A 20558-nucleotide genomic window follows, 5' to 3' on the forward strand; every position below is an offset into this window, starting at 1 on the left:
CTCCTATAGATTTTCGATAATCAACAATGAAAAGCGCCGAGACCGGCTAGACAAGGCTCTAGATCGCGGCTCCGCGCACCAGCGGCCAATCACCATGATGACGCTCCGCCAGATTCGCCATTTCATCGCCGTCGCCGAGACCGGTTCGATTTCCGCTGCCGCCCAGGCGGTGTTCATTTCCCAGTCCACCCTGACCCTGGCCATCCAGCAACTGGAGGAGGAGATCGGCGTGCGCCTGTTCGACCGCCACGCCAAGGGCATGACCCTGACCCACCAGGGCCACCAGTTCCTGCGCCAGGCGCACCTGATCCTGGCCACGGTGGAGAACGCCAAGCGCAGCCTGCAGCAGAGCACCGACCAGGTGGCCGGCAGCCTCACCATCGGCGTGACCAGCCTGGTAGCGGGCTACTACCTGGCGGACCTGATCAACCGTTTCCAGCGCGCCTACCCCAACGTGCAGACCCGCGTGGTAGAGGACGAACGCCCGTATATCGAGCACCTGCTGGTGAGCGGCGAGATCGATGTCGGCGTGCTGATTCTCTCCAACCTGGAAGACCGCCACGCCCTGCAGACCGAGGTGCTGACCCACTCGCCGCATCGTTTGTGGCTGCCGGCGCAGCACCCGCTGCTGGAGCGCGACAGCATCGGCCTGGCCGATGTGGCGGGCGAACCATTGATCCAGCTGAACGCCGACGAGATGGGTCTGCATACTCAGCGCATCTGGTCCCGCGCCGGGCTGGTGCCGCAGGTGACGCTGCGCACGGCCTCGGTGGAGGCCGTGCGAAGTCTGGTGGCGGCGGGCCTGGGCCTGTCGATCCAGCCGGACATGACCTACCGCCCCTGGTCGTTGGAAGGCGACATCATCGAGGCGCGGCCGCTGGTGGACCTCTCCGAGCCGCTCGACGTCGGCCTGGCCTGGCGCCGTGGCACCGCGCGGCCGCCGCTGGTGGACCCGTTCCTCACCGTGGCCCGAGAGCAGCCCAACGCGAAGAAGCTTTCCATCTGAACGTAGGGCGCATAACCGCTTGCGGTTATCCGCCAACAGGATTCGGAGCGGCGCTGATGGCGGATAGCGCCTTGGGCGTTATGCGCCCTACGAGTTCGGTGCAACAAAGTCAGCCATTCGATTTAATCGAACGCCGCTTTCAGTAATTAGAATTTGTCGACCCCACGCCCGGACTCTAGTCTCTGCCCTCATACAAAGGGCCGGCTCCGGGGATCGCCCCATCCGGAGCACGCACATGGCCACCGAAAACAAGACAGATAAAAGACGAGTTTCCAAGATGACCGGCGTAACCCTGCACACCGCCATGCTGATCGACGGCCAACTGGTCGCCGGCGAAGGCATGGCCGAGCCGATCATCAACCCGACCTCGGGCGACACCCTTATCAGCATCGCCGACGGCTCCCTGGATCAGGTCGAGCAGGCCATCGCTGCCGCGCACCGCGCCTTCCCCGCCTGGGCCCGCACCACGCCCGCACAGCGCGCCACCGCCCTGCTCGCCATCGCCGATGCCATCGACAAGCGCGCGAATGACCTCGCCCAGCTGGAATCACTGAACTGCGGCAAGCCGCTGCACCTGGCGCGCCAGGACGACATCCCGGCCACCGCCGACGTGTTCCGTTTCTTCGCCGGCGCCGTGCGCTGCCAGCAGGGCCAGCTCGCCGGCGAATACGTGCCCGGCCACACCAGCATGGTGCGTCGCGATCCGGTCGGTGTGGTCGCGTCGATTGCGCCCTGGAACTACCCGCTGATGATGGCTGCGTGGAAGATCGCTCCCGCTCTGGCCGCCGGCAACACCCTGGTGTTCAAGCCGTCCGAGCACACCCCGCTGAGCATCCTGGCGCTGGCCCCGGCGCTGGCAGAAATCCTCCCCGCCGGCGTGATCAACATCGTCTGCGGCGGCGGCGAAGGCGTCGGCAGCCACCTGGTCAGCCACCCGAAGGTGCGCATGGTCTCGCTGACCGGCGACATCGTCACCGGGCAGAAGATTCTCCAGGCCGCCGCGCGGACCCTCAAACGCACCCACCTGGAACTGGGCGGCAAGGCGCCAGTGATCGTCTGCAACGACGCCGACCTCGAAGCCGTGGTCCAAGGCGTACGCACTCACGGTTACTACAACGCTGGCCAGGACTGCACCGCCGCCTGCCGTATCTATGCGCAGGCCGGTATCCATGACCGCCTCGTCGCCGAACTGGGCGACGCCGTGGCCAGCATTCGCTTCGCTCGCAAGCGCGATGCCGACAACGAGATCAGCCCGCTGATCAGCGCTCGCCAGCGCGACCGCGTCGCCAGCTTCGTCGAACGCGCCCTCGGCCAGCCGCACATCGAGCGCATCACCGGCGCCGCCGTGCATTCGGGCCCCGGCTTCTACTACCAGCCGACCCTGCTGGCCGGCTGCAAGCAGCAGGACGAGATCGTCCAGCGCGAGGTGTTCGGCCCGGTGGTCACCGTGACCCGTTTCGACCAGCTGGAACAGGCGGTGGACTGGGCCAACGACTCCGAGTACGGCCTGGCCTCCTCGGTATGGACGCAGAACCTCGACAAGGCCTTCCAGATCGCCAACCGCCTGCAGTACGGCTGCACCTGGATCAACACCCATTTCATGCTCGCCAGCGAGATGCCCCACGGCGGACTCAAGCGTTCGGGCTACGGCAAGGACCTGTCCAGCGATTCGCTGCAGGACTACAGCGTGGTGCGCCACATCATGGCGCGCCACGGCCAGCGGCTGGATTGAACCACCCGGCGGGGCCGCCCGCCGGCACATAAGAAACGCCCCGACGCCAAGCCGTCAGAGGGCTGTTGCTCGATTGAACTGCCCCACCAATAGAGACAACAACGAGAGGGAGACACCCGATGCGCAAGACCGCACTGCTCAGTGCCATCACCACCGCCCTGCTGGCCAGCGCCGGCGTCCAGGCCGCCGAGGCCCTGAAGGAAGTCGGCAAAGGCGAAGGCCGCCTGGACATCATCGCCTGGCCCGGCTACATCGAGCGCGGCCAGTCCGACAAGAACTACGACTGGGTCACCCAGTTCGAGAAGGACACCGGCTGCCAGGTCAACGTGAAGACCGCCGCCACCTCCGACGAGATGGTCAGCCTGATGGCCAAGGGCGGCTACGACCTGGTCACCGCATCCGGCGACGCCTCTCTGCGCCTGATTTACGGCAAGCGCGTGCAGCCGATCGATCCGTCGCTGATCCCCAACTGGAAGAACATCGACCCGCGCCTGAAGGACGCCGCCTGGTACGTGGTCAACGGCAAGACCTACGGCGCACCGTACCAGTGGGGCCCGAACCTGCTGATGTACAACACCAAGGTCTTCCCCACCGCGCCGGACAGCTGGAAGGTCGTGTTCGACGCCCAGAACCTGCCTGACGGCAAGTCGAACAAGGGCCGCGTGCAGGCCTACGACGGCCCGATCTACGTCGCCGACGCCGCGCTGTACCTAAAGGCGACCCAGCCGGAGCTGGGCATCACCGATCCGTACCAGCTCGACGAGAAGCAATACGCCGCCGTGGTCGAACTGCTGCGCAAGCAGCATGACCTGATCCACCGCTACTGGCACGACACCACCGTGCAGATGAGCGACTTCAAGAACGAAGGCGTCGCCGCTTCCAGCGCCTGGCCGTACCAGGCCAACGCCCTGAAGGCCGAAGGTCAGCCGATCGCCACCGTGTTCCCGAAAGAGGGCGTCACCGGCTGGGCCGACACCACCATGCTGCACGCCGAAGCCCAGCACCCGAGCTGCGCCTACAAGTGGCTGAACTGGTCGCTGGAACCCAAGGTGCAGGGCGACGTAGCCGCCTGGTTCGGCTCCGTGCCGGCCGTACCCGAAGGCTGCAAGGCCAGCACCCTGCTGGGCGGCGAAGGCTGCGCCACCAACGGCTACAACCAGTTCGACAAGATCGCGTTCTGGAAGACTCCGGTGGCCGAGGGCGGCAAGTTCGTCCCGTACAGCCGCTGGACCCAGGACTACATCGGGATCATGGGCGGCCGTTGATTCCGGCTCCCCTCTCCCGCTGGGAGAGGGGTTGGGGTGAGGGCCGGCAGTGTGCCGTGCCTTCCCTCCCCCCGGCCCTCTCCCAAAGGGAGAGGGCGTTCCCGCCCCACCCAATACGTACCGATACACCCGTATCTCAGATTCACGGGCAGGGCTCCCCTACGCCGGATTCCTGCCCCTTGGAGCGTGCACCATGACCACTCCCGCTGTTCAATTCACCCAGGTCTCCCGCCAGTTCGGCGACGTCAAGGCCGTTGACCGGGTGTCCATCGACATCAAGGACGGCGAGTTCTTCTCCATGCTCGGCCCGTCGGGCTCGGGCAAGACCACCTGCCTGCGCCTGATCGCCGGCTTCGAGCAACCCAGCGCAGGCTCCATCCGCATCCATGGCGAGGAGGCCGCCGGGCTGCCGCCCTACCAGCGTGACGTCAACACGGTATTCCAGGACTACGCACTGTTCCCGCACATGAGCGTGCTGGAGAACGTTGCCTACGGCCTGAAGGTGAAAGGCGTCGGCAAGGCCGAACGCCTCAAGCGCGCCGAAGAAGCCCTCGGCATGGTCGCCTTGGGCGGCTATGGCGTGCGCAAGCCGGTACAGCTCTCTGGCGGCCAGCGCCAGCGCGTGGCCCTGGCCCGCGCTCTGGTGAACCGCCCGCGCGTGCTGCTGCTGGACGAACCCCTCGGCGCCCTCGACCTCAAGCTGCGCGAGCAAATGCAGAGTGAGCTGAAGAAGCTGCAGCGTCAGCTGGGCATCACCTTCATCTTCGTTACCCACGACCAGAGCGAAGCGCTGTCCATGTCCGACCGCGTCGCGGTGTTCAACAAGGGCCGCATTGAGCAGGTCGACACCCCGCGCAACCTCTACATGAAACCGGCCACCCCGTTCGTGGCTGAATTCGTCGGTACCTCCAACGTGCTGCGCGGCGACATCGCCCAGGGCCTGACCGGCAACGCCCAGCCCTTCTCCATCCGCCCCGAGCACATCCGTTTCGCCAATGGCGAGCGCAGCGCCTCGGACATCGAGATCAGCGGCCTGCTGCACGACATCCAGTACCAGGGCGCGGCGACCCGCTACGAGATCCGTCTCGACAACGGCCAGAACCTCTGCCTCAGCCAGGCCAACAGCCAGTGGGCCGACATCGACCTCGCCCACCAGCCGGGCCAGCGCGTGACCGCTCGCTGGGCGCGCGAGGCGATGGTGGTGCTGAACGAGGGCGCGTGACATGGAACTGACGATGAACGCACCGGTACCACAGGCCAGCAATGGCCCGTTGCGCCGTCTGTGCAACCTGCTCTACCGCAAGCCGACGCTGTACCTCTCGCTGCTGCTGATCCCGCCGCTGCTGTGGTTTGGCGCGATCTACCTTGGCTCGCTGCTGACGCTGCTGTGGCAGGGTTTCTACACCTTCGACGACTTCACCATGACGGTGACGCCGGACCTGACCTGGGCCAACTTCGGCTCGCTGCTCAGTGGCTCCAACTTCGACATCATCCAGCGCACCGTACTGATGGCCGTCGCGGTGTCCATCGCCAGTGGCGCGGTGGCCTTCCCTATCGCCTACTACATGGCGCGCTACACCACCGGCAAGACCAAGGCGTTCTTCTACATCGCCGTGATGATGCCGATGTGGGCCAGCTACATCGTCAAGGCCTACGCCTGGACCCTGCTGCTGGCCAAGGGCGGCGTCGCCATGTGGTTCGTCCAGCACCTCGGTCTTGAGCCGGTGCTGAACCTGTTGCTGGGCATTCCGGGCATCGGTGGCAACACCCTGTCCACCTCCAGCTTCGGACGCTTCCTGGTGTTCGTGTACATCTGGCTGCCGTTCATGATCCTGCCGATCCAGGCCTCCCTGGAACGCCTGCCGCCGTCACTGCTGCAAGCCTCGGCCGACCTCGGTGCACACCCGCGGCAGACCTTCCTGCAGGTGATCCTGCCGCTGTCGATCCCCGGCATCGCCGCCGGCTCGATCTTCACTTTCAGCCTGACCCTGGGCGACTTCATCGTGCCGCAGCTGGTGGGCCCGCCGGGCTACTTCATCGGCAGCATGGTCTACGCCCAGCAGGGCGCGATCGGCAACATGCCGATGGCCGCCGCCTTCACCCTGGTGCCCATCGTGCTGATCGCCGTGTACCTCTCCATCGTCAAACGCCTGGGGGCCTTCGATGCACTCTGACTCTTCATCTCAAGGGCAGGCTTCCTGGGGCCTGAAAGCGGCCGCCTGGGGCGGGCTGGTGTTCCTGCACTTCCCGATCCTGATCATCTTCCTGTACGCCTTCAACACCGAGGACGCGGCCTTCAGCTTCCCGCCTAAGGGCTTCACCCTGCACTGGTTCAGCGTCGCCTTCGCGCGCCAGGACGTGCTCGAAGCCATCGAGCTGTCGGTGAAGATCGCTAGCGTCGCCACGCTGATCGCCATGCTCCTGGGCACCCTGGCCGCGGCCGCGCTGTACCGCCGCGACTTCTTCGGCAAGGAAGGCATCTCGCTGATGCTGATCCTGCCGATCGCCCTGCCCGGCATCATCACCGGCATCGCGCTGCTGTCGGCGTTCAAGACCCTTGGCATCGAGCCGGGCTTCCTGACCATCGTCATCGGCCACGCCACCTTCTGCGTGGTGATCGTCTACAACAACGTCATCGCGCGCTTCCGCCGTACTTCGCACAGTCTCGTCGAAGCCTCGATGGACCTGGGCGCCGACGGCTGGCAGACGTTCCGCTACGTGATCCTGCCCAACCTCGGCTCGGCGCTGCTGGCCGGCGGCATGCTGGCGTTCGCGCTGTCCTTCGACGAGATCATCGTCACCACCTTCACCGCCGGCCATGAACGCACCCTGCCGATCTGGCTGCTCAACCAGCTGGGCCGCCCGCGCGACGTGCCGGTGACCAACGTGGTGGCGATGCTGGTGATGATCGTGACCATGCTGCCAATACTCGGCGCCTACTACCTGACCAAGGGTGGCGAAGGCGTGGCGGGGAGCGGCAAGTAAGCCAACAGAACCCCTCAGGCCCGCCGGCCCCCTCGCCGGCAGGCCCCTAAAAAGAAACACCCCAACCGAATTTGCACCACGCTCCTGAACGAGAGGACTCAACCATGCAAACCAATCTGCTGATCAACGGCCAACTGGTCGCTGGCGAAGGCGAGAAGCTCGCCGTCCTGAACCCGTCGCTGGGCACCACCCTGGTGGAAATCGCCGAGGCCACCCCGGCCCAGGTCGACGCCGCCGTGCTGGCCGCCGACGCCGCCTTCGACAGCTGGTCGCAGACTGCGCCGAAGGACCGCTCCCTGCTCCTGCTGGCACTGGCCGACGCTATCGACGCCAACGCCGAGGAACTGGCCCGCCTGGAATCCAACAACTGCGGCAAGCCCTACTCCGCCGCGCTGAACGACGAACTGCCGGCCGTGGCCGACGTGTTCCGCTTCTTCGCCGGCGCCTGCCGCGTGATGCAAGGCTCCGCCGCCGGCGAATACCTGCCGGGTCACACCTCGATGATCCGCCGCGATCCGGTGGGCGTGGTCGCCTCCATTGCGCCGTGGAACTACCCGCTGATGATGGTCGCGTGGAAACTCGGCCCGGCCCTGGCCGCCGGCAACACCGTGGTGCTCAAGCCCTCCGAGCAGACCCCCCTGACCGCCCTGCGCCTGGCCGAACTGATGGCCAGCATCTTCCCCGCCGGCGTGGTCAACCTGGTCTTCGGCCGTGGCCCGAGCGTCGGCGAGCCGCTGACCACCCACCCGAAAGTGCGCATGGTGTCCCTGACCGGCTCCGTCGCCACCGGCAGCCGCATCATCGCCGGCACCGCCGACACCGTGAAGCGCATGCACATGGAACTGGGCGGCAAGGCCCCGGTGCTGATCTTCGACGACGCCGACATCGACGCCGCCGTGGAAGGCATCCGCACCTTCGGCTTCTACAACGCCGGCCAGGATTGCACCGCCGCCTGCCGCATCTACGCGCAGAAGGGCATCTACGCCAAGTTCGTGCAGAAGCTCGGCGAAGCGGTGGCCAGCATCCAGTACGGCGAGCAGGACGACCCGAACACCGAGCTGGGCCCGGTCATCACCGAGCAGCACCTGGAGCGCGTCGTCGGCTTCGTCGAGCGCGCCCGCCAGGTGCCGCACATCGAAGTGGTTACCGGCGGCAAGCGTGCCGACCGCGCAGGCTTCTTCTTCGAACCGACCGTGCTCGCCGGCGCCCGCCAGGACGACGAAGTGGTCCGCCGCGAAATCTTCGGCCCGGTGGTTTCGGTCACCGAGTTCGAGGACGAAGCACAGGCGCTGGCCTGGGCGAACGACTCCGACTACGGCCTGGCCTCCTCGGTGTGGACCAGCGACATCGGTCGCGCCCATCGCCTGTCCGCCCGCCTTCAGTACGGCTGCACCTGGGTCAACACGCACTTCATGCTGACCACCGAGATGCCCCACGGCGGCATGAAGCTGTCCGGCTACGGCAAGGACATGTCCATGTACGGCCTCGAGGACTACACAGCAATCCGCCACGTAATGATCAAACACTGATTGGTAGTACGCCCTGCTGCGCGTCGGCGGAGCTGCGTTGGAAGGTGGTTCGTGCCCAGTCATTTGCTACTCGTAAACTCCTGGGCCCGAACCACCTTCCGCCTTGCTGCGCTCTAGCTCGCTAGGCCCAGTAGTTCAGTGAAAAGCAATCGCCGGACCAAGGTCCGGTGGTTCTGCGGCCCCCGCTCGACCGGGACCGCCGCGCGGCCACGCATGCCGCACTCCCTTCCGGATGGAAGGGCATAACCATGACAGCCCGTGCCCCGGGTCATCACCTTGCAAGGACTTCCCATGACCATCACCCGCCGCGACTTCCTCAACGGCGTTGCCCTCACCATCGGCGCGGGCCTCACCCCGCTGCAACTTCTCCAGGCCGCCCCCTCCGGCCGCTACTACCCGCCCGCCCTCACCGGCATGCGCGGCAGCCATCCCGGCGCGTTCGAGGTCGCGCACCAGATGGGCTGGGAGAAGAAGGTATTCGACACCGATGGCCTGAAGATCGAGGAGCAGTACGACCTGGTGGTGGTCGGCGGCGGCATCAGCGGCCTGTCCGCGGCCTGGTTCTACCGGCAGAAACACCCCAAGGCGCGCGTGCTGATCGTCGAGAACCACGACGACTTCGGCGGCCATGCCAAGCGCAACGAATTCCAGGCCGGCGGGCGGATGATCCTCGGCTACGGCGGCAGCGAAGCCTTCCAGTCGCCCAAGCACCTGTACAGCGACACGGTCAACAACCTGCTCAAGCAGCTCAACGTCGACGTGGACCGTTTCGAGACCGCCTTCGACCGCGACTTCTACCCGAACCTGGGCCTGTCGCGCGGCGTGTTCTTCGACAAGGCCGGCTTCGGCGAAGCGAAGCTGGTGTCCGGCGACCCGACACCGATGGTGGCCGACGACATCGCCCCGGAAAAACTCAACGCCCGCAGCTGGCGCGCGTTCATCTCCGACTTCCCGCTGCCCGAGGCCGACCGCCAGGCGCTGATCGACCTGCACGAGGCGCCGAAGGACTACCTCGCCGGCAAGACCCGCGAGGAGAAGGAAGCGCACCTGGCCAAGACCAGCTACCAGGACTTCCTGCGCAAGGACGTGGGCCTGAGCGAAGCCGCCACCCGCTACTTCCTCAGCCGCACCAACGACTTCTCGGCGCTGAGCATCGACGCCGTTTCCGCCGACTCGGCCTACTCCGTGGGCTTCCCCGGTTTCGGCGCCATGGACCTCTCGCCCATCAGCGAGGAAGCCAAGGCGGAGATGGAAGAGCCGTACATCTACCACTTCCCCGACGGCAACGCCTCGCTGGCGCGCCTGCTGGTGCGTGGCCTGATTCCGGGCGTGGCGCCGGGCAAGGACATGAACGACATCGTCCTGGCCACCTTCGACTACGCCAAGCTGGACCAGCCGAAGAACGCCGTGCGCCTGCGCCTGAACAGCACCGCAGTCAGCGTGAAGAACCGCGATGGCGGCGTGGACGTCGGCTACAGCCGCGCCGGCGCCCTGCATCGCGTGCGCGCCAAGCACTGCGTGCTGGCCTGCTACAACATGATCATCCCCTACATCCTGCGCGACCTCTCCGCCGAGCAGAGCCACGCCCTGGCGCAGAACGTGAAGTTCCCGCTGGTGTACACCAAGGTGGTGATCCGCAACTGGCAGAGCTTCATGAAGCTGGGCGTACACGAGATCTACGCGCCGAGCCAGCCGTACAGCCGCGTGAAGCTGGACTACCCGGTGGACATCGGCGGCTACAGCCACCCGCGCGATCCGAACCAGCCCATCGGCCTGCACATGGTCTACGTGCCCACCAGCCCCAACGCCGGCATGGACGCACGCACCCAGGCCCGCGTCGGCCGCGGCAAGCTCTACGCCATGAGCTTCGAGCAGATGGAAGCGATGATCCGCGACCAATTGCAGGCCATGCTCGGCCCGGCCGGCTTCGACCATCAGAAGGATATCCAGGGGATCACCATCAACCGTTGGTCGCACGGCTATTCGTACTTCTCCAACAGCCTCTTCGATGATGAGGAAGAGAGCGAAAAACTGATGAACCTGGCTCGTACCAAGGTCGGCAACGTCACCATCGCCAACTCCGATGCCGCCTGGGACGCCTATGCCCACGCAGCCATCGACGAGGCCTGGCGCGCGGTGGGCGAACTGGCCTGAAGAATCCGGCGCCGCGTACCGCGCGGCGCCGCACTTAACGGCCGTCCGGCCGACAACCCGCGGGCACGCCCGCAACGGAGGCAAGCATGCGTCACCTCGTCAGAGCGTTCTACCTGCTGTCGCTGTTCACCTTTGCCGGCCTCGTACAGGCAGCAGAGTCGCCCAAACAGATCGTCGATGCCTACATGGCCGCGTGGAACGCCCACGATGCCGAGAAGGCTGCCGGCTACCTGGCCAAGGATGCGGAGTACTTCGACGTCACCGTCGGCACCCCGCAGAAGGGCCGCGATGCCGCGCGCGACAACGTGATCAAGGTGTTCGTGGGGGCCGTTCCGGATCTTACGTGGAAGATGAACGGCAAGCCGATCGTCGACAAGGACGGCATCGCCTTCCAGTGGACGTTCAGCGGCACCAACACCGGCGCCTGGGATGCACAGACCCCGGCGACCAACAAGCCGCTGTCGTTCGACGGTGTGAGCTACGTGAAGGTCAAGGACGGCAAGATCGTCTACCAGGGCGACTACTACGACGCCCTGGGCCTGCACAAGCAGCTCGGCTGGTAAGCGGCATCCGGTAGCGCCTTTGTAGGATGGTGTGGAGCGCAGCGATACCCATGCTGTACGCAAGGAGCGATGGGTATCGCTGCGCTCTACACCATCCTACGACCTGCGCCTGCCACAGATTCGCCTCTCGGGGGTGCGTCTGCCACAACAAGAAAACGATCCTTCGCCTACCTCTGCCCTCCTCCGCCACTGCAGTGTCCCAAGCCATGTCAATCACACTCGAACCACGGCCCGCCAAGGCCGAAGACAGCTCCAGCACCCGCTCCACCATCGACCAGGTCAAGCAGCTGATCGCCGACCTCAATGTGCGCTGGACCGAGATCAGCAAAGTCTCCGAAGTCATCAAGCAGATCGCCAAGAACACCAACCTGGTGGCCCTCAACGCCGCCATCGAAGCCGCCCGCGCCGGGGAAAGCGGGCGCGGCTTCGCGGTGGTCGCCGATGAGGTACGCCGCCTGGCGACCCAGTCGGCCAACGCCACCGCCGACATCGGCAACGTCGTTGCCTCGATCAAGAACGAGAGCGCCCGCGCCCTGGCCGACGTCGAACAGGCCGAGCACTCCAGCCTGCTGGACACCGCCCGCGTGGTGCTCGCCAGCCAGACCCAGCGACTGGAGGCGCGCTTCGCCGTGATGGCCACCGCGCTCTATGGCCTGAAGCATTTCATCCTCGGCATGAAGAGCCGCAACCTCGGCCCGCAGCGTGAGCAGATCGACGCGGTAATGCACGAGTACCTGACCCGCAACCCCGAGCTGCTGGCCTTCGCCTGCGGTTGCGAACCCAATGCCTTCGACGGCCGCGACCGCGAGTTCATCGACGCCCCCGGTCACGACGCCAGCGGGCGCCTCATGGCCTACTGGCACCGCGGCAGCGGCGTGGCCCAGCGCGAATGCCTGGTCGGCTACGACAAGGCCGACGGCAGCGGCGACTGGTACCAGATTCCCCGCGACAAGGGCCGCGACGTGTTCATGGAGCCCTACGAGTACAGCGTCGGCGGCAGCACCGTGCTGATGACCTCGTTCATGTCACCGATGTATTCCAACGGCCGCTTCCTCGGCATCCTGGGCGCCGACTACACCCTGCACCAGCTGCAGGAAAGCCTCGGCAAGCTGAGCCCCATGGGCAACGGCCATTACACGCTGCTGTCCAACGCCGGCATCTATGTCACCCACCCGGACGCCAAGCGTCTGGGCGACAAGGCCGGCGAGCTGCCGCAGGAAGCACGCAACGCCATCGCCCAGGGCCGCTGCTGGGAACAGGTGAAAGGCCGCCGCGTGCAATTGCTGCAACCCATCCGCGTGGGCGACAGCGATGCGCCCTGGGCGCTGATGATGAGCTTCGAGCTGGCGCAGGCCGGCGACTAGGGCATCAACCTGCAGGAGCGCGCCATGCGCGCTCCTGCAGGGGAGTTCGGATCACGTCCGCTCGGGCAACTCGGTGATGTGGATTTCCGTCACCAGCGACGGCTTCACCAGCGGCGTGCGCGACAGCAGCGGGCAGAAGCGCGCCAGCGCGCCGATCAGCTCCCACTGGGTGTCCAGGGATTTCGCCAGCACATCCACATCCGCCAGCACCCGCTGGCCGACACGTTGCAGGTGCGGATCGGGACTATGGCCGAGCTCCACCGACAACTGGGTGATCAGCGTGCTGAGGTTGGACATGTTGCGGGTGGCGAGGGCGAGGATATTCGCCAGCAGGGCGATTTCCGATTGCGGAATGACAGCAGGCGTTGCAGAAGCGTCCATGCGTGCTCCAGTGGTGCTCTGAGGGGTAGTGGCGCAATCCTTGCGCGAGCGCGGTGAGAGTAGCATCACAGCGCCACTGTGCGACAGATATCACATTTCATTTCTTTTCCTGACCTCTCGGTCACACCTCCTGGAGCGGCGCTCCGGAATCTGCCGCAAAGCGCGACCTGATCCTCAAATCCCCACGCCGGCGACGGAAACCACCCAGCGCATTTGAGCCGTGGAAATCGGCTTTCTATGATCCGCGGCCATTTTTCGAACATTGAATGCCTGCTTCTCGTCGTGCACGGCAACACGCTACCAGCACGAGGGCCAGGCCTCTTCTTTACCCCCTTGAAGATGCCGCCCGATGGAATCCACCTCGAAAGCTTCCCGCCCCCATGACACCCGGACGCCTTCGGGTACTGAGCGCGCTGGCTCGGCTCCCGTCGAGCCCCTGAGCTCCTGGGACGGTCCGGGTACCGCGTACACCGTGATGCCGCGCCCTGCGGTTTCTTCACCGCCCCCCGCTCGGCCATCTGCTCAGACCTCGCCGCAGGAGCCACCCCAAGCTATGCCAGCGGCCAGCGCCCCCCGGCGCATACCGGGACCAATCGCGAGCGGGTTGCTGATCGTCGGCGTTGCCGCCTGTGCGCTGCTGGTGGCGCTGTGGAAGGCCGGAGCATTCGACGACACCGTCGTCCCTCCCACAGGCCACGAGGCAAGCCACCGGACTCCTGCGCAAACGCAGCTCACCGACAACCCGGCGGAAAGCACCGTGTCCCTTACCCAGGAGCCCATGGAGGACGAGCCGGAGCTGTCTTCAATCGCTGGCCAACTGCCCGACCCAGCGGCTTATGACCGTCAGATCTCACCCGACACCTTCAGGCAAGCAGCGCCCGCCACGCAGAGCGTTGCAGCACCGCCTCCTGCACCTGCAACCAGCCCCTCTCCAGCAGCGATTCCGGCTCAGAAACACGCGGAGCACAAGCGGCCAGCGCCCGCTTCGTCTGCGATCAAGGAGCAGAAGGCTTCCCCGGTGCTCACCCGCGCCGTGACCATCACCGGCGCGAAACCGGCCAGCCCAACCAAACCGCGCAGCACACTGGCGCCTGTCCCGGTCGGCACGCTGATCGTCGCCGTGCAGCCGTGGGCTGAAGTCTGGATCGACGGCCGCCAGCGCGGCATCAGTCCACCGCTGTTAAAGCTGCAACTGCCACCCGGTATCCACACCGTCGAACTGCGCAACCCCGACCTGCCCAGCTACAGCCAGAAAGTGCAGATAGTCACCGGTCAGTCGGTGACGCTGCAGCACAGCTTCCAGTGAGCGCCGGCAGGCTCCTTTTTCCGTGTACGGACAGCCCCATGAAGACTCTGCACACTCTGTCGGCCCCACTGCTGGTCGCTTTTCTGGCGCTGGCATCAGGCTGCCGAAGCCACCTCGATGTACTGCCTGCGCCACCCGTGAACGACACCCAGGCCAACGCCGAGAGCACATTCGCCGACGGCCTGCGATTGTATGAGACGGGACACTACTACCTGGCCGAGGAACAGTTCCTCTCGCCGCCCCTCTGGGCCGGCGATACCCAGGTACAGCTGAAGGCGCTCAAGTACCTCGCGTTCAGTTACTGCGTCACCGAGCGGCCGATCCAATGCCGCTTCGCCTTCGACCGTGCCCTGCAGATCGACCCGACCTTCCACCTGGGAACCGCCGAAGCGAGCCATCCCCTCTGGGGCCCGGTGTTCGTCCAGGCGGCGCGCCGTTGAACCTTTCCCCCGATCGCGAGCCCCCCATGTCCTTCACTCACTGGTCAGGCCGATTGTGCCTGGCGCTTTCCCTACTGGGCGCACTGCCACTCGCCCAGGCCGCCCCCCATGAAAGCCTGAGCGCTGCCGTCGAGAGTCTCTGGAGCGGCGAACAGGTTTCCATCAGCGTGCTGAGTTCCAGCTTCACCCAGCAGGCGTCGAAGACCGGGACCGAGTACCGCAGCGAGCTGAAGAACGCGCCGGTCTACCTGCAGACCGCCGGGGAGTCCGCCTGGGTAGTCTCGGGCCGGACGCGTTTCAATGCGGTCGCCACGCCCTGGGGCAACTTCCCCCGGCTAGACATGCGCAACGCCCGGCTGCTGGCCATCGACCTGCCGAACAAGCATTACCAGGTACTGGCCAGCCCCGGCGCCGGCCTGTTCGGCGTCGGCGACTGGCAGCGCTATGGGTTTCTCCAGGTGATCGACCTCAGCACGCCGTCCTCCCCTATCCATTACCCGCTCTACACCGACGCCGAGCTGGGTGAGCACGCACTGGGCCGTCTGGCAGACTCCCCGGTGCTCAACTATGCACGCCTGGTACCTGCCAGCCGAGGCGAGAGCGGAGAGATCGACACCTATGAAGTCTCCCTCTACGCACTTGGCCGCAAGGGCCCGGAACGTGTTCTCAGGGGAGGCGTTCCGTTGGCCTACCTGCTCAGGCACGAAGCCGGCGGCTGGAACATCGACAGCGTGGAGCGCACGCCAGTGACGACGGAGCGGGACGAAGAGCATCGCCCGTTCACCACCCCGCTCCGTCCGGCGCTGTTCTCGGCAAAAGGAAGCGATCAGCCGTAAGCCCGCGCGCTGGCGCCTGTCTCATCGGTGGGAGGGAAAGGTAGGGGCACGCGGTGCTGGCCCGCGTGCCCCGCTCGGGCGTCAAACCTGCCCATAGGCCTTGCGCTTGGGCGTACCGCGTTGCGCGGCGCGCAGGTACTGCGCCGGCCACGGCACCTGCTGGCCACCCAGTTCATCGGCGGCATGCAGTGGCCAATAGGGATCGCGCAGCAGTTCGCGGGCCAACAGGATCAGGTCGGCCTGCCCGGTGCGCAGGATGTGCTCGGCCTGCACTGGCTCGGTGATCATGCCCACGGTGCCGCTGGCGACGCCCGCCTCCTTGCGCACCCGCTCGGCGAACTGCGTCTGGTAGCCCGGCCCCACGGGAATTTCGGCGTTCACCGCGGTACCGCCGGAGGACACGTCGATCAGGTCCACGCCCAGGTTCTTCAGGCGGCGCGCCAGCTCCACGGTCTCATCGGGGTTCCAGCCATCCTCCACCCAGTCGGTGGCGGACAGGCGGACGAACAGCGGCAGCTCCTGCGGCCAGACCGCGCGTACGGCTTCGGTGACTTCCAGAAGGAAGCGGATGCGGTTCTCGAAGCAGGTGCCGTACTGATCGCGGCGCTGGTTGGAAAGCGGCGAGAGGAACTGGTGCAACAGGTAGCCGTGGGCGGCATGCACCTCGGCGATCTTGAAGCCGGCGGCCAGGGCGCGCTCGGCGCCGCGCACGAACTGGTGCTTGATGGTAGCCATCTGCTCTTCGCTCAGGGCGATGGGCGCGGTGTGCTGCGGGTCGAAGGCGATGGCCGAGGGCGCCACCGGCGTCCAGCCGCCTTCACTGATCGGCACCGAGCCGTGCTTGCCCAGCCACGGCGCCCAGGTGCTCGCCTTGCGTCCCGCATGGGCCAGCTGCACGCCGGCCACCGCGCCCTGGGATTCGATGAAGCGGGTGATGCGCCGTAGCGGCTCGACCTGCTCGTCATTCCAGATGCCCAGGTCCTCGGCGCTGATCCGCCCTTCCGGGGCGACCGCCGTGGCCTCGACTATCACCAGACCCGCGCCGCCCACGGCGCGGCTGCCCAGGTGCACCAGGTGCCAGTCGTTGGCCAGGCCGTCCTGGGCGGAGTACTGGCACATGGGGGAAACGGCGATGCGGTTGGACAGGGTCAGCTGGCGCAGGGTCAGGGGCTCGAACAACTGGCTCATGGTGGCACTCCCTCTCTGGTCTTCAGATCTTGTCCTACAACTGTAGACCGGGATCGCCTAAGGATAGGCCCAGATGATAGGTGGCTCCGTCGCAGCCGGGCCCCCTGCAAGCGGACGGAAACGCCAGCCCCCTTGTAGGAGCGCGCCATGCGCGCGATCGCGGGCATGGCGTGCTCCTACAGGGAGCATCGCCGCTGTCAGTGCAGCTCGTTGGACTTTCCCATGGCGGCCACGGCGCCGGGGGCCAGGCTGTAGCGCTTGCTCGCGTCGCGTTCGAGCAGGCCGGAGAGGTGCAGCCGACGCAGGGTCTGGCTGACGCAGCTGAGGGAGATGGGCAGGCCCGGCTCCTCCAGGTAGGCGTGCAGTTCGACCGCGGTCGCCTTGCCGCAGATCACCAGCGCATCGAGGATATTCAGCCGTGGCAGGCTGCTGCGCAGGCCGGCGTGCTCCAGCAGTTGCCGGGCCGGGCGCGGCAGACGCGGCTGTGGCGGGGTACTGACCTTCATCGCAACTCTCATGGGCGCACCTCGAAAGACAGTGTGGAAACATGGATCACGCTGTCATAGCGCTTGCCCTCGATGCTGGCGCCGCCATTGACCTGGGCGGAGACCTCCAGCACGTAGCGCGCCGGGAACGGCGTGATCAGGGTCACCGTGGCGTCCGCCGCCGGCTTCAGGCTGCGGGTCCACTGCTCGGAGGTGTACACGTTGACCTGCGAGGCCGGCACCACAGTGCCTTTCCAGTGCAGGGCGAAGGTGTTGCCGCCGGGCGTGGTGGGCACCAGTTCAAGATCATTCTGCGCCCGGGTTTCGGTCCTTCCCTCGCGCGCCTGATAGATGGTCAAAGTGCCACCCTCGGCCCGCTGGGCGGCGACCCGAATGTCGCCCGCCGGAGCGCCGCCGATCTCGAAGGAGTCGATGCCGGCCTGCATTGGCGCGGTCTTGCCCTCACCAAGAACGACGCGGGGGTTCTGCAACTGGGCCACCGGCAGGTGCTCGCCGGGCTGCACTTCGCTGAAATAGCTTCTCGCGCTCTGGCCTGCATTGCGCTCCAGCCACAGGTAGTCCGCGTTGGCCAATGGCGCGCAGCTCAGCGCCAGGGCCAGCAGCACGGGCTGGCGAAGGGAAACGTTCATGCGGGGGATTCTCCTGTCTGGGGCACTACTCGAAAGAAACGTCGCTCGCATCCGTTGCGAATCGATCGCTTTCACATAACAAGACGGATGAGCCGCGAAAAACACGCACAGAAATTGTGTAAAGAAATCGAAAAGGCCGGGAAACCAGCGCCGAAACATTTATTTGCAACTGCACATGGCCGGTTTTTCGATCTCATCCGTCCTTATTCCTAGAACACCGCTGCTCCTTTGGTGTCTTCGCGCCTCGTCGGCCCTGTCCGGCGGGGGGCCTTTTCCTTTGTCCCCTTTTGTGTGGCCGTGATTCCCATGTCCAAGAAATCCCGCTCCAGGCTCTGGTTCCTGGTCCACAGCTGGCTGGCCCTGCCCATCTGGTTCTTCGTGTTCCTGGTGTGCATCACCGGCACCCTGGCCACCGTGAGCCAGGAAATCATCTGGCTCGCCGACCCCTCCGTGCGTGCAAACCCGCCAGACGATGACGCCCAGCGCCTGGGCTACGACCAGGTGCTCGCGGCCATGGCCCAGCAACAACCGCAGGCCGCCGTGCGCATCATCAGCGCGCCCTCCGAAACGCATTTCGCGCTGCGGGTCAGCGTGACCTATCCGGACAGCGCTACCGCCATGCTCTACGTGAACCCCTATACAGGGGTCATCCAGGGCAAGATGCCGCTGTTCGACTTCCGTCAGTTCACCCGCGCGCTGCACGGCTGGTGGCTGGTGCCGTTCAGCCACGGCTTCAGCTGGGGCTGGTACCTGGTCTCGTTGCTCGGCCTGCCGATGCTGGCGTCGCTGGTCACCGGTCTTGTGGTGTACAAGCGCTTCTGGCGCGGCTTCCTCAAACCGACCCTGCGCCTGCGCCAGGGCGCGCGCATCTTCTGGGGCGACATGCACCGGCTGATGGGCATCTGGTCGATCTGGTTCATCGCGGTGATCTCCATCACCGGCACCTGGTTCCTGATCCAGGCGACGCTGTTCGACAACAGCATCTCCATCTCCAGCGAGGGCGTGCCGACCATCATCCAGCGCGACAGCATCCCCGTGAGCGCAGACGGCAAGGCGCCGCCGCGCATCGGCCTGGACGCCGCCGTGCTGGTTGCCCAGCAGCGCATTCCCGGCTTCGAACCGAACTTCTTCCGCCTGCCCTCCAGCGCCTACGACCCGGTGACCATCTTCGGCAAGGCCTGGTATCCGCTGATGTTCGAAAGCGCGCAGGTGAACCCCTATGACGGCAGCGTGGCCTCGACCCGCCTGCTGGGCGACCGCTCGGGCCTGGAGTTCGTCACCGAGTCCATGCGCCCGCTGCACACCGGCGATTTCGGCGGCGTGTGGGTCAAGCTGATCTGGTTCGTGTTCGGCCTGATCCTCAGCATGATGGTACTCAGCGGCCTGATGATCTGGAGCAAGCGCACCTTGATCGCCACCGCCAAGGAACTGAAAAAGCAGAAGGCCCGCGAGCGGATCCGCGTCGCAGCCACCCCGGAGGCCAGCCAATGAGCGGCAACAGCAAGCTGCGCCGCCAGTGGCTGCGCTGGCGATTCCACCTCAGTGCCCTGCTGGTGCTGATCCCGCTGGGCTTCATGCCGCAGTACTTCCATGACGCCAGACTGGACCGCGGTTCGCGCGGCCTGGGCGAGCGCGAGATCGGCGCCGTACAGGTCGGCCCGTGGACCGCGCGCATGGCCGAATGGGAAGTGGGCGAGCCTGAGGACGAAGGCCGCGCCGGCTTCGTCAAGGCATTCACCCTGGTCTTCTGCGACAGCTGTTACCCCCAGGTGAAAGCCGCCTACCTGCGCATCGGCCAACCACGCAGCCTGCGCGCCGCCGGCGGGCTGTTCGCCGGTGCGCGCCACCAGCAGTTCGCCGAGGTCACAATCCCCGCCCGAGTCACCCCGGCCGATGAGCTGTGGCTGACCGTGGAAGGCTGGGACGGCGCCGTGCACCAGGCGCAGATCCCCCTGGACAAAGCCTCGCCCTCGCTGGTGGCCTGGCTGGAAGAGACCCGGAGCAACCGATGAAAGCGATCCTCAAGTTCACTGCGGTGCTGCTCGGCCTGAGCGCCAGCGCCAGCGCCCTGGCCCACGCGCCCTTCTGCGAATGCACGGCACTGGATGCGCAGACCATCCGCTGCGTCGGCGGCTTCACCGACGGCAGCGCCGCGCCGGGCGTGACCCTGGACGTGATGAGCAGCGACAACCAGGTGCTGATCCCCGGCAAGCTGGGCGCGGACTCCAGCCTGACCTTCAAGCGGCCGAGCGGGGATTTCTACATCCTCTTCGACGTCGGGCCGGGGTACATGGTCGAGGTCGATCCGAGGGAGATCAAAGGCATCTGAGCTGCGCTTTTGATCCTGAGAGCATCCAGAGAAACGTCCGCGCACTCCGGACGGCCCCGTTCAGGAGGCCTCGTTGAAGCGCAGTTTCAGGGGTTGAGCGACATGGATGTCGCGAGAGCCGCGATGGGCCAGGGATGGCCCTTCGTGGGGGGACGCCTAGTTCGGGCCCCTGAAACTTCGGTTCAACGAGGGGATTTTTCGCCCCAAGCGAAAAACCGGATGTCCGGGGCAAGACCTTTTGGTTCCTTTTGGGAGGGCGGCTATCCGACGTTTGCCAAAAGGGGCTCGCCCGAGGGGGCGAAACCAGAAGCTCGCGCGTACGCCGAAGCGACGCTGGAATACCGA

20 protein-coding genes and 1 pseudogene are annotated in these 20558 nt (G+C 66.0%); 17 read left to right on the plus strand and 4 right to left on the minus strand.

From position 1 onward, the window contains the following. Positions 1-94 precede the first annotated feature (94 nt). The 11 genes and pseudogenes from IB256_RS22940 (at position 95) to IB256_RS30805 (ending at position 12598) form a co-directional block, all read left to right on the plus strand. Positions 95-1006, plus strand: a complete 912-nt coding sequence (locus IB256_RS22940) for a LysR family transcriptional regulator (protein ID WP_081517787.1) — start codon at positions 95-97, stop codon at positions 1004-1006. A 277-nt stretch (positions 1007-1283) separates the two neighbouring features. Continuing rightward, positions 1284-2738 (plus strand): gamma-aminobutyraldehyde dehydrogenase, encoded by a 1455-nt coding sequence (locus IB256_RS22945; protein WP_412547971.1) that lies wholly within the window; start codon positions 1284-1286, stop codon positions 2736-2738. 119 nt (positions 2739-2857) lie between these two features. Further along, positions 2858-4003 (plus strand): putative ABC transporter substrate-binding protein YdcS, encoded by a 1146-nt coding sequence (ydcS, locus tag IB256_RS22950; protein ID WP_138212586.1) that lies wholly within the window; start codon positions 2858-2860, stop codon positions 4001-4003. Between the two features lie 193 nt (positions 4004-4196). Then, positions 4197-5225: an ABC transporter ATP-binding protein gene (locus IB256_RS22955; protein ID WP_192224872.1), complete on the plus strand. Its 1029-nt coding sequence runs from the start codon at positions 4197-4199 to the stop codon at positions 5223-5225. Between the two features lies 1 nt (position 5226). Further along, complete coding sequence (locus tag IB256_RS22960; RefSeq protein ID WP_192210090.1) at positions 5227-6177, plus strand: ABC transporter permease; 951 nt, start codon at positions 5227-5229, stop codon at positions 6175-6177. Beyond that, a complete protein-coding gene (locus tag IB256_RS22965) occupies positions 6167-6988 on the plus strand; it encodes an ABC transporter permease (RefSeq protein ID WP_192289502.1) in 822 nt (273 codons plus the stop codon). The genes IB256_RS22960 and IB256_RS22965 overlap by 11 nt, the downstream gene beginning before the upstream one ends. 104 nt (positions 6989-7092) lie before the next feature. Continuing rightward, the gene (locus IB256_RS22970; protein WP_192404175.1) at positions 7093-8517 is read left to right on the plus strand and encodes a gamma-aminobutyraldehyde dehydrogenase; all 1425 of its coding nucleotides are present in this window, start codon (positions 7093-7095) and stop codon (positions 8515-8517) included. Between the two features lie 291 nt (positions 8518-8808). Next, entirely contained in the window at positions 8809-10671 is a 1863-nt protein-coding gene (locus tag IB256_RS22975) for an FAD-dependent oxidoreductase (protein ID WP_192289506.1), read from the plus strand. An 86-nt stretch (positions 10672-10757) separates the two neighbouring features. Continuing rightward, positions 10758-11234: an ester cyclase gene (locus tag IB256_RS22980; protein ID WP_024766936.1), complete on the plus strand. Its 477-nt coding sequence runs from the start codon at positions 10758-10760 to the stop codon at positions 11232-11234. A gap of 206 nt (positions 11235-11440) precedes the next feature. Beyond that, positions 11441-11734, plus strand: a pseudogene (locus IB256_RS31045) (methyl-accepting chemotaxis protein); the annotation flags it as partial. A gap of 87 nt (positions 11735-11821) precedes the next feature. Beyond that, positions 11822-12598: a cache domain-containing protein gene (locus IB256_RS30805; RefSeq protein WP_405306971.1), complete on the plus strand. Its 777-nt coding sequence runs from the start codon at positions 11822-11824 to the stop codon at positions 12596-12598. 51 nt (positions 12599-12649) lie between these two features. Here IB256_RS30805 and IB256_RS22990 read toward each other — a convergent pair whose 3' ends face one another. Beyond that, entirely contained in the window at positions 12650-12979 is a 330-nt protein-coding gene (locus IB256_RS22990; RefSeq protein ID WP_138212580.1) for a hypothetical protein, read from the minus strand. 604 nt (positions 12980-13583) lie between these two features. Between IB256_RS22990 and IB256_RS22995 the strand changes: the two genes are divergently transcribed. From IB256_RS22995 to IB256_RS23005, 3 genes are read left to right on the plus strand one after another with little or no spacing between them, the layout of a single operon-like run. Further along, a complete protein-coding gene (locus IB256_RS22995) occupies positions 13584-14285 on the plus strand; it encodes a PEGA domain-containing protein (protein WP_192404177.1) in 702 nt (233 codons plus the stop codon). Positions 14286-14323: 38 nt separating this feature from the next. After that, positions 14324-14725, plus strand: a complete 402-nt coding sequence (locus tag IB256_RS23000) for a TssQ family T6SS-associated lipoprotein (RefSeq protein ID WP_192289511.1) — start codon at positions 14324-14326, stop codon at positions 14723-14725. Positions 14726-14751: 26 nt separating this feature from the next. Continuing rightward, complete coding sequence (locus IB256_RS23005; protein WP_192404178.1) at positions 14752-15561, plus strand: hypothetical protein; 810 nt, start codon at positions 14752-14754, stop codon at positions 15559-15561. A gap of 81 nt (positions 15562-15642) precedes the next feature. Here IB256_RS23005 and IB256_RS23010 read toward each other — a convergent pair whose 3' ends face one another. The 3 genes from IB256_RS23010 to IB256_RS23020 form a co-directional block, all read right to left on the minus strand. Next, a complete protein-coding gene (locus IB256_RS23010; RefSeq protein WP_081517775.1) occupies positions 15643-16749 on the minus strand; it encodes an NADH:flavin oxidoreductase/NADH oxidase in 1107 nt (368 codons plus the stop codon). 197 nt (positions 16750-16946) lie between these two features. After that, the gene (locus IB256_RS23015; RefSeq protein WP_192289515.1) at positions 16947-17255 is read right to left on the minus strand and encodes a transcriptional repressor; all 309 of its coding nucleotides are present in this window, start codon (positions 17253-17255) and stop codon (positions 16947-16949) included. 8 nt (positions 17256-17263) lie between these two features. Beyond that, positions 17264-17884, minus strand: a complete 621-nt coding sequence (locus IB256_RS23020; protein WP_192404180.1) for a hypothetical protein — start codon at positions 17882-17884, stop codon at positions 17264-17266. A gap of 306 nt (positions 17885-18190) precedes the next feature. Between IB256_RS23020 and IB256_RS23025 the strand changes: the two genes are divergently transcribed. The 3 genes from IB256_RS23025 to IB256_RS23035 are packed head-to-tail and all read left to right on the plus strand — an operon-like array spanning position 18191 to position 20213. Next, a complete protein-coding gene (locus IB256_RS23025; protein WP_192404182.1) occupies positions 18191-19375 on the plus strand; it encodes a PepSY-associated TM helix domain-containing protein in 1185 nt (394 codons plus the stop codon). Then, positions 19372-19896, plus strand: a complete 525-nt coding sequence (locus IB256_RS23030; RefSeq protein WP_192289521.1) for a thiamine pyrophosphate-binding protein — start codon at positions 19372-19374, stop codon at positions 19894-19896. Before IB256_RS23025 ends, IB256_RS23030 begins: the two co-directional genes overlap by 4 nt. After that, a complete protein-coding gene (locus tag IB256_RS23035) occupies positions 19893-20213 on the plus strand; it encodes a hypothetical protein (protein ID WP_192404184.1) in 321 nt (106 codons plus the stop codon). Before IB256_RS23030 ends, IB256_RS23035 begins: the two co-directional genes overlap by 4 nt. Positions 20214-20558 lie beyond the last annotated feature (345 nt).

This window comes from Pseudomonas sp. PDM17 (genome assembly GCF_014851985.1).
Classification (GTDB): Bacteria; Pseudomonadota; Gammaproteobacteria; order Pseudomonadales; family Pseudomonadaceae; genus Pseudomonas.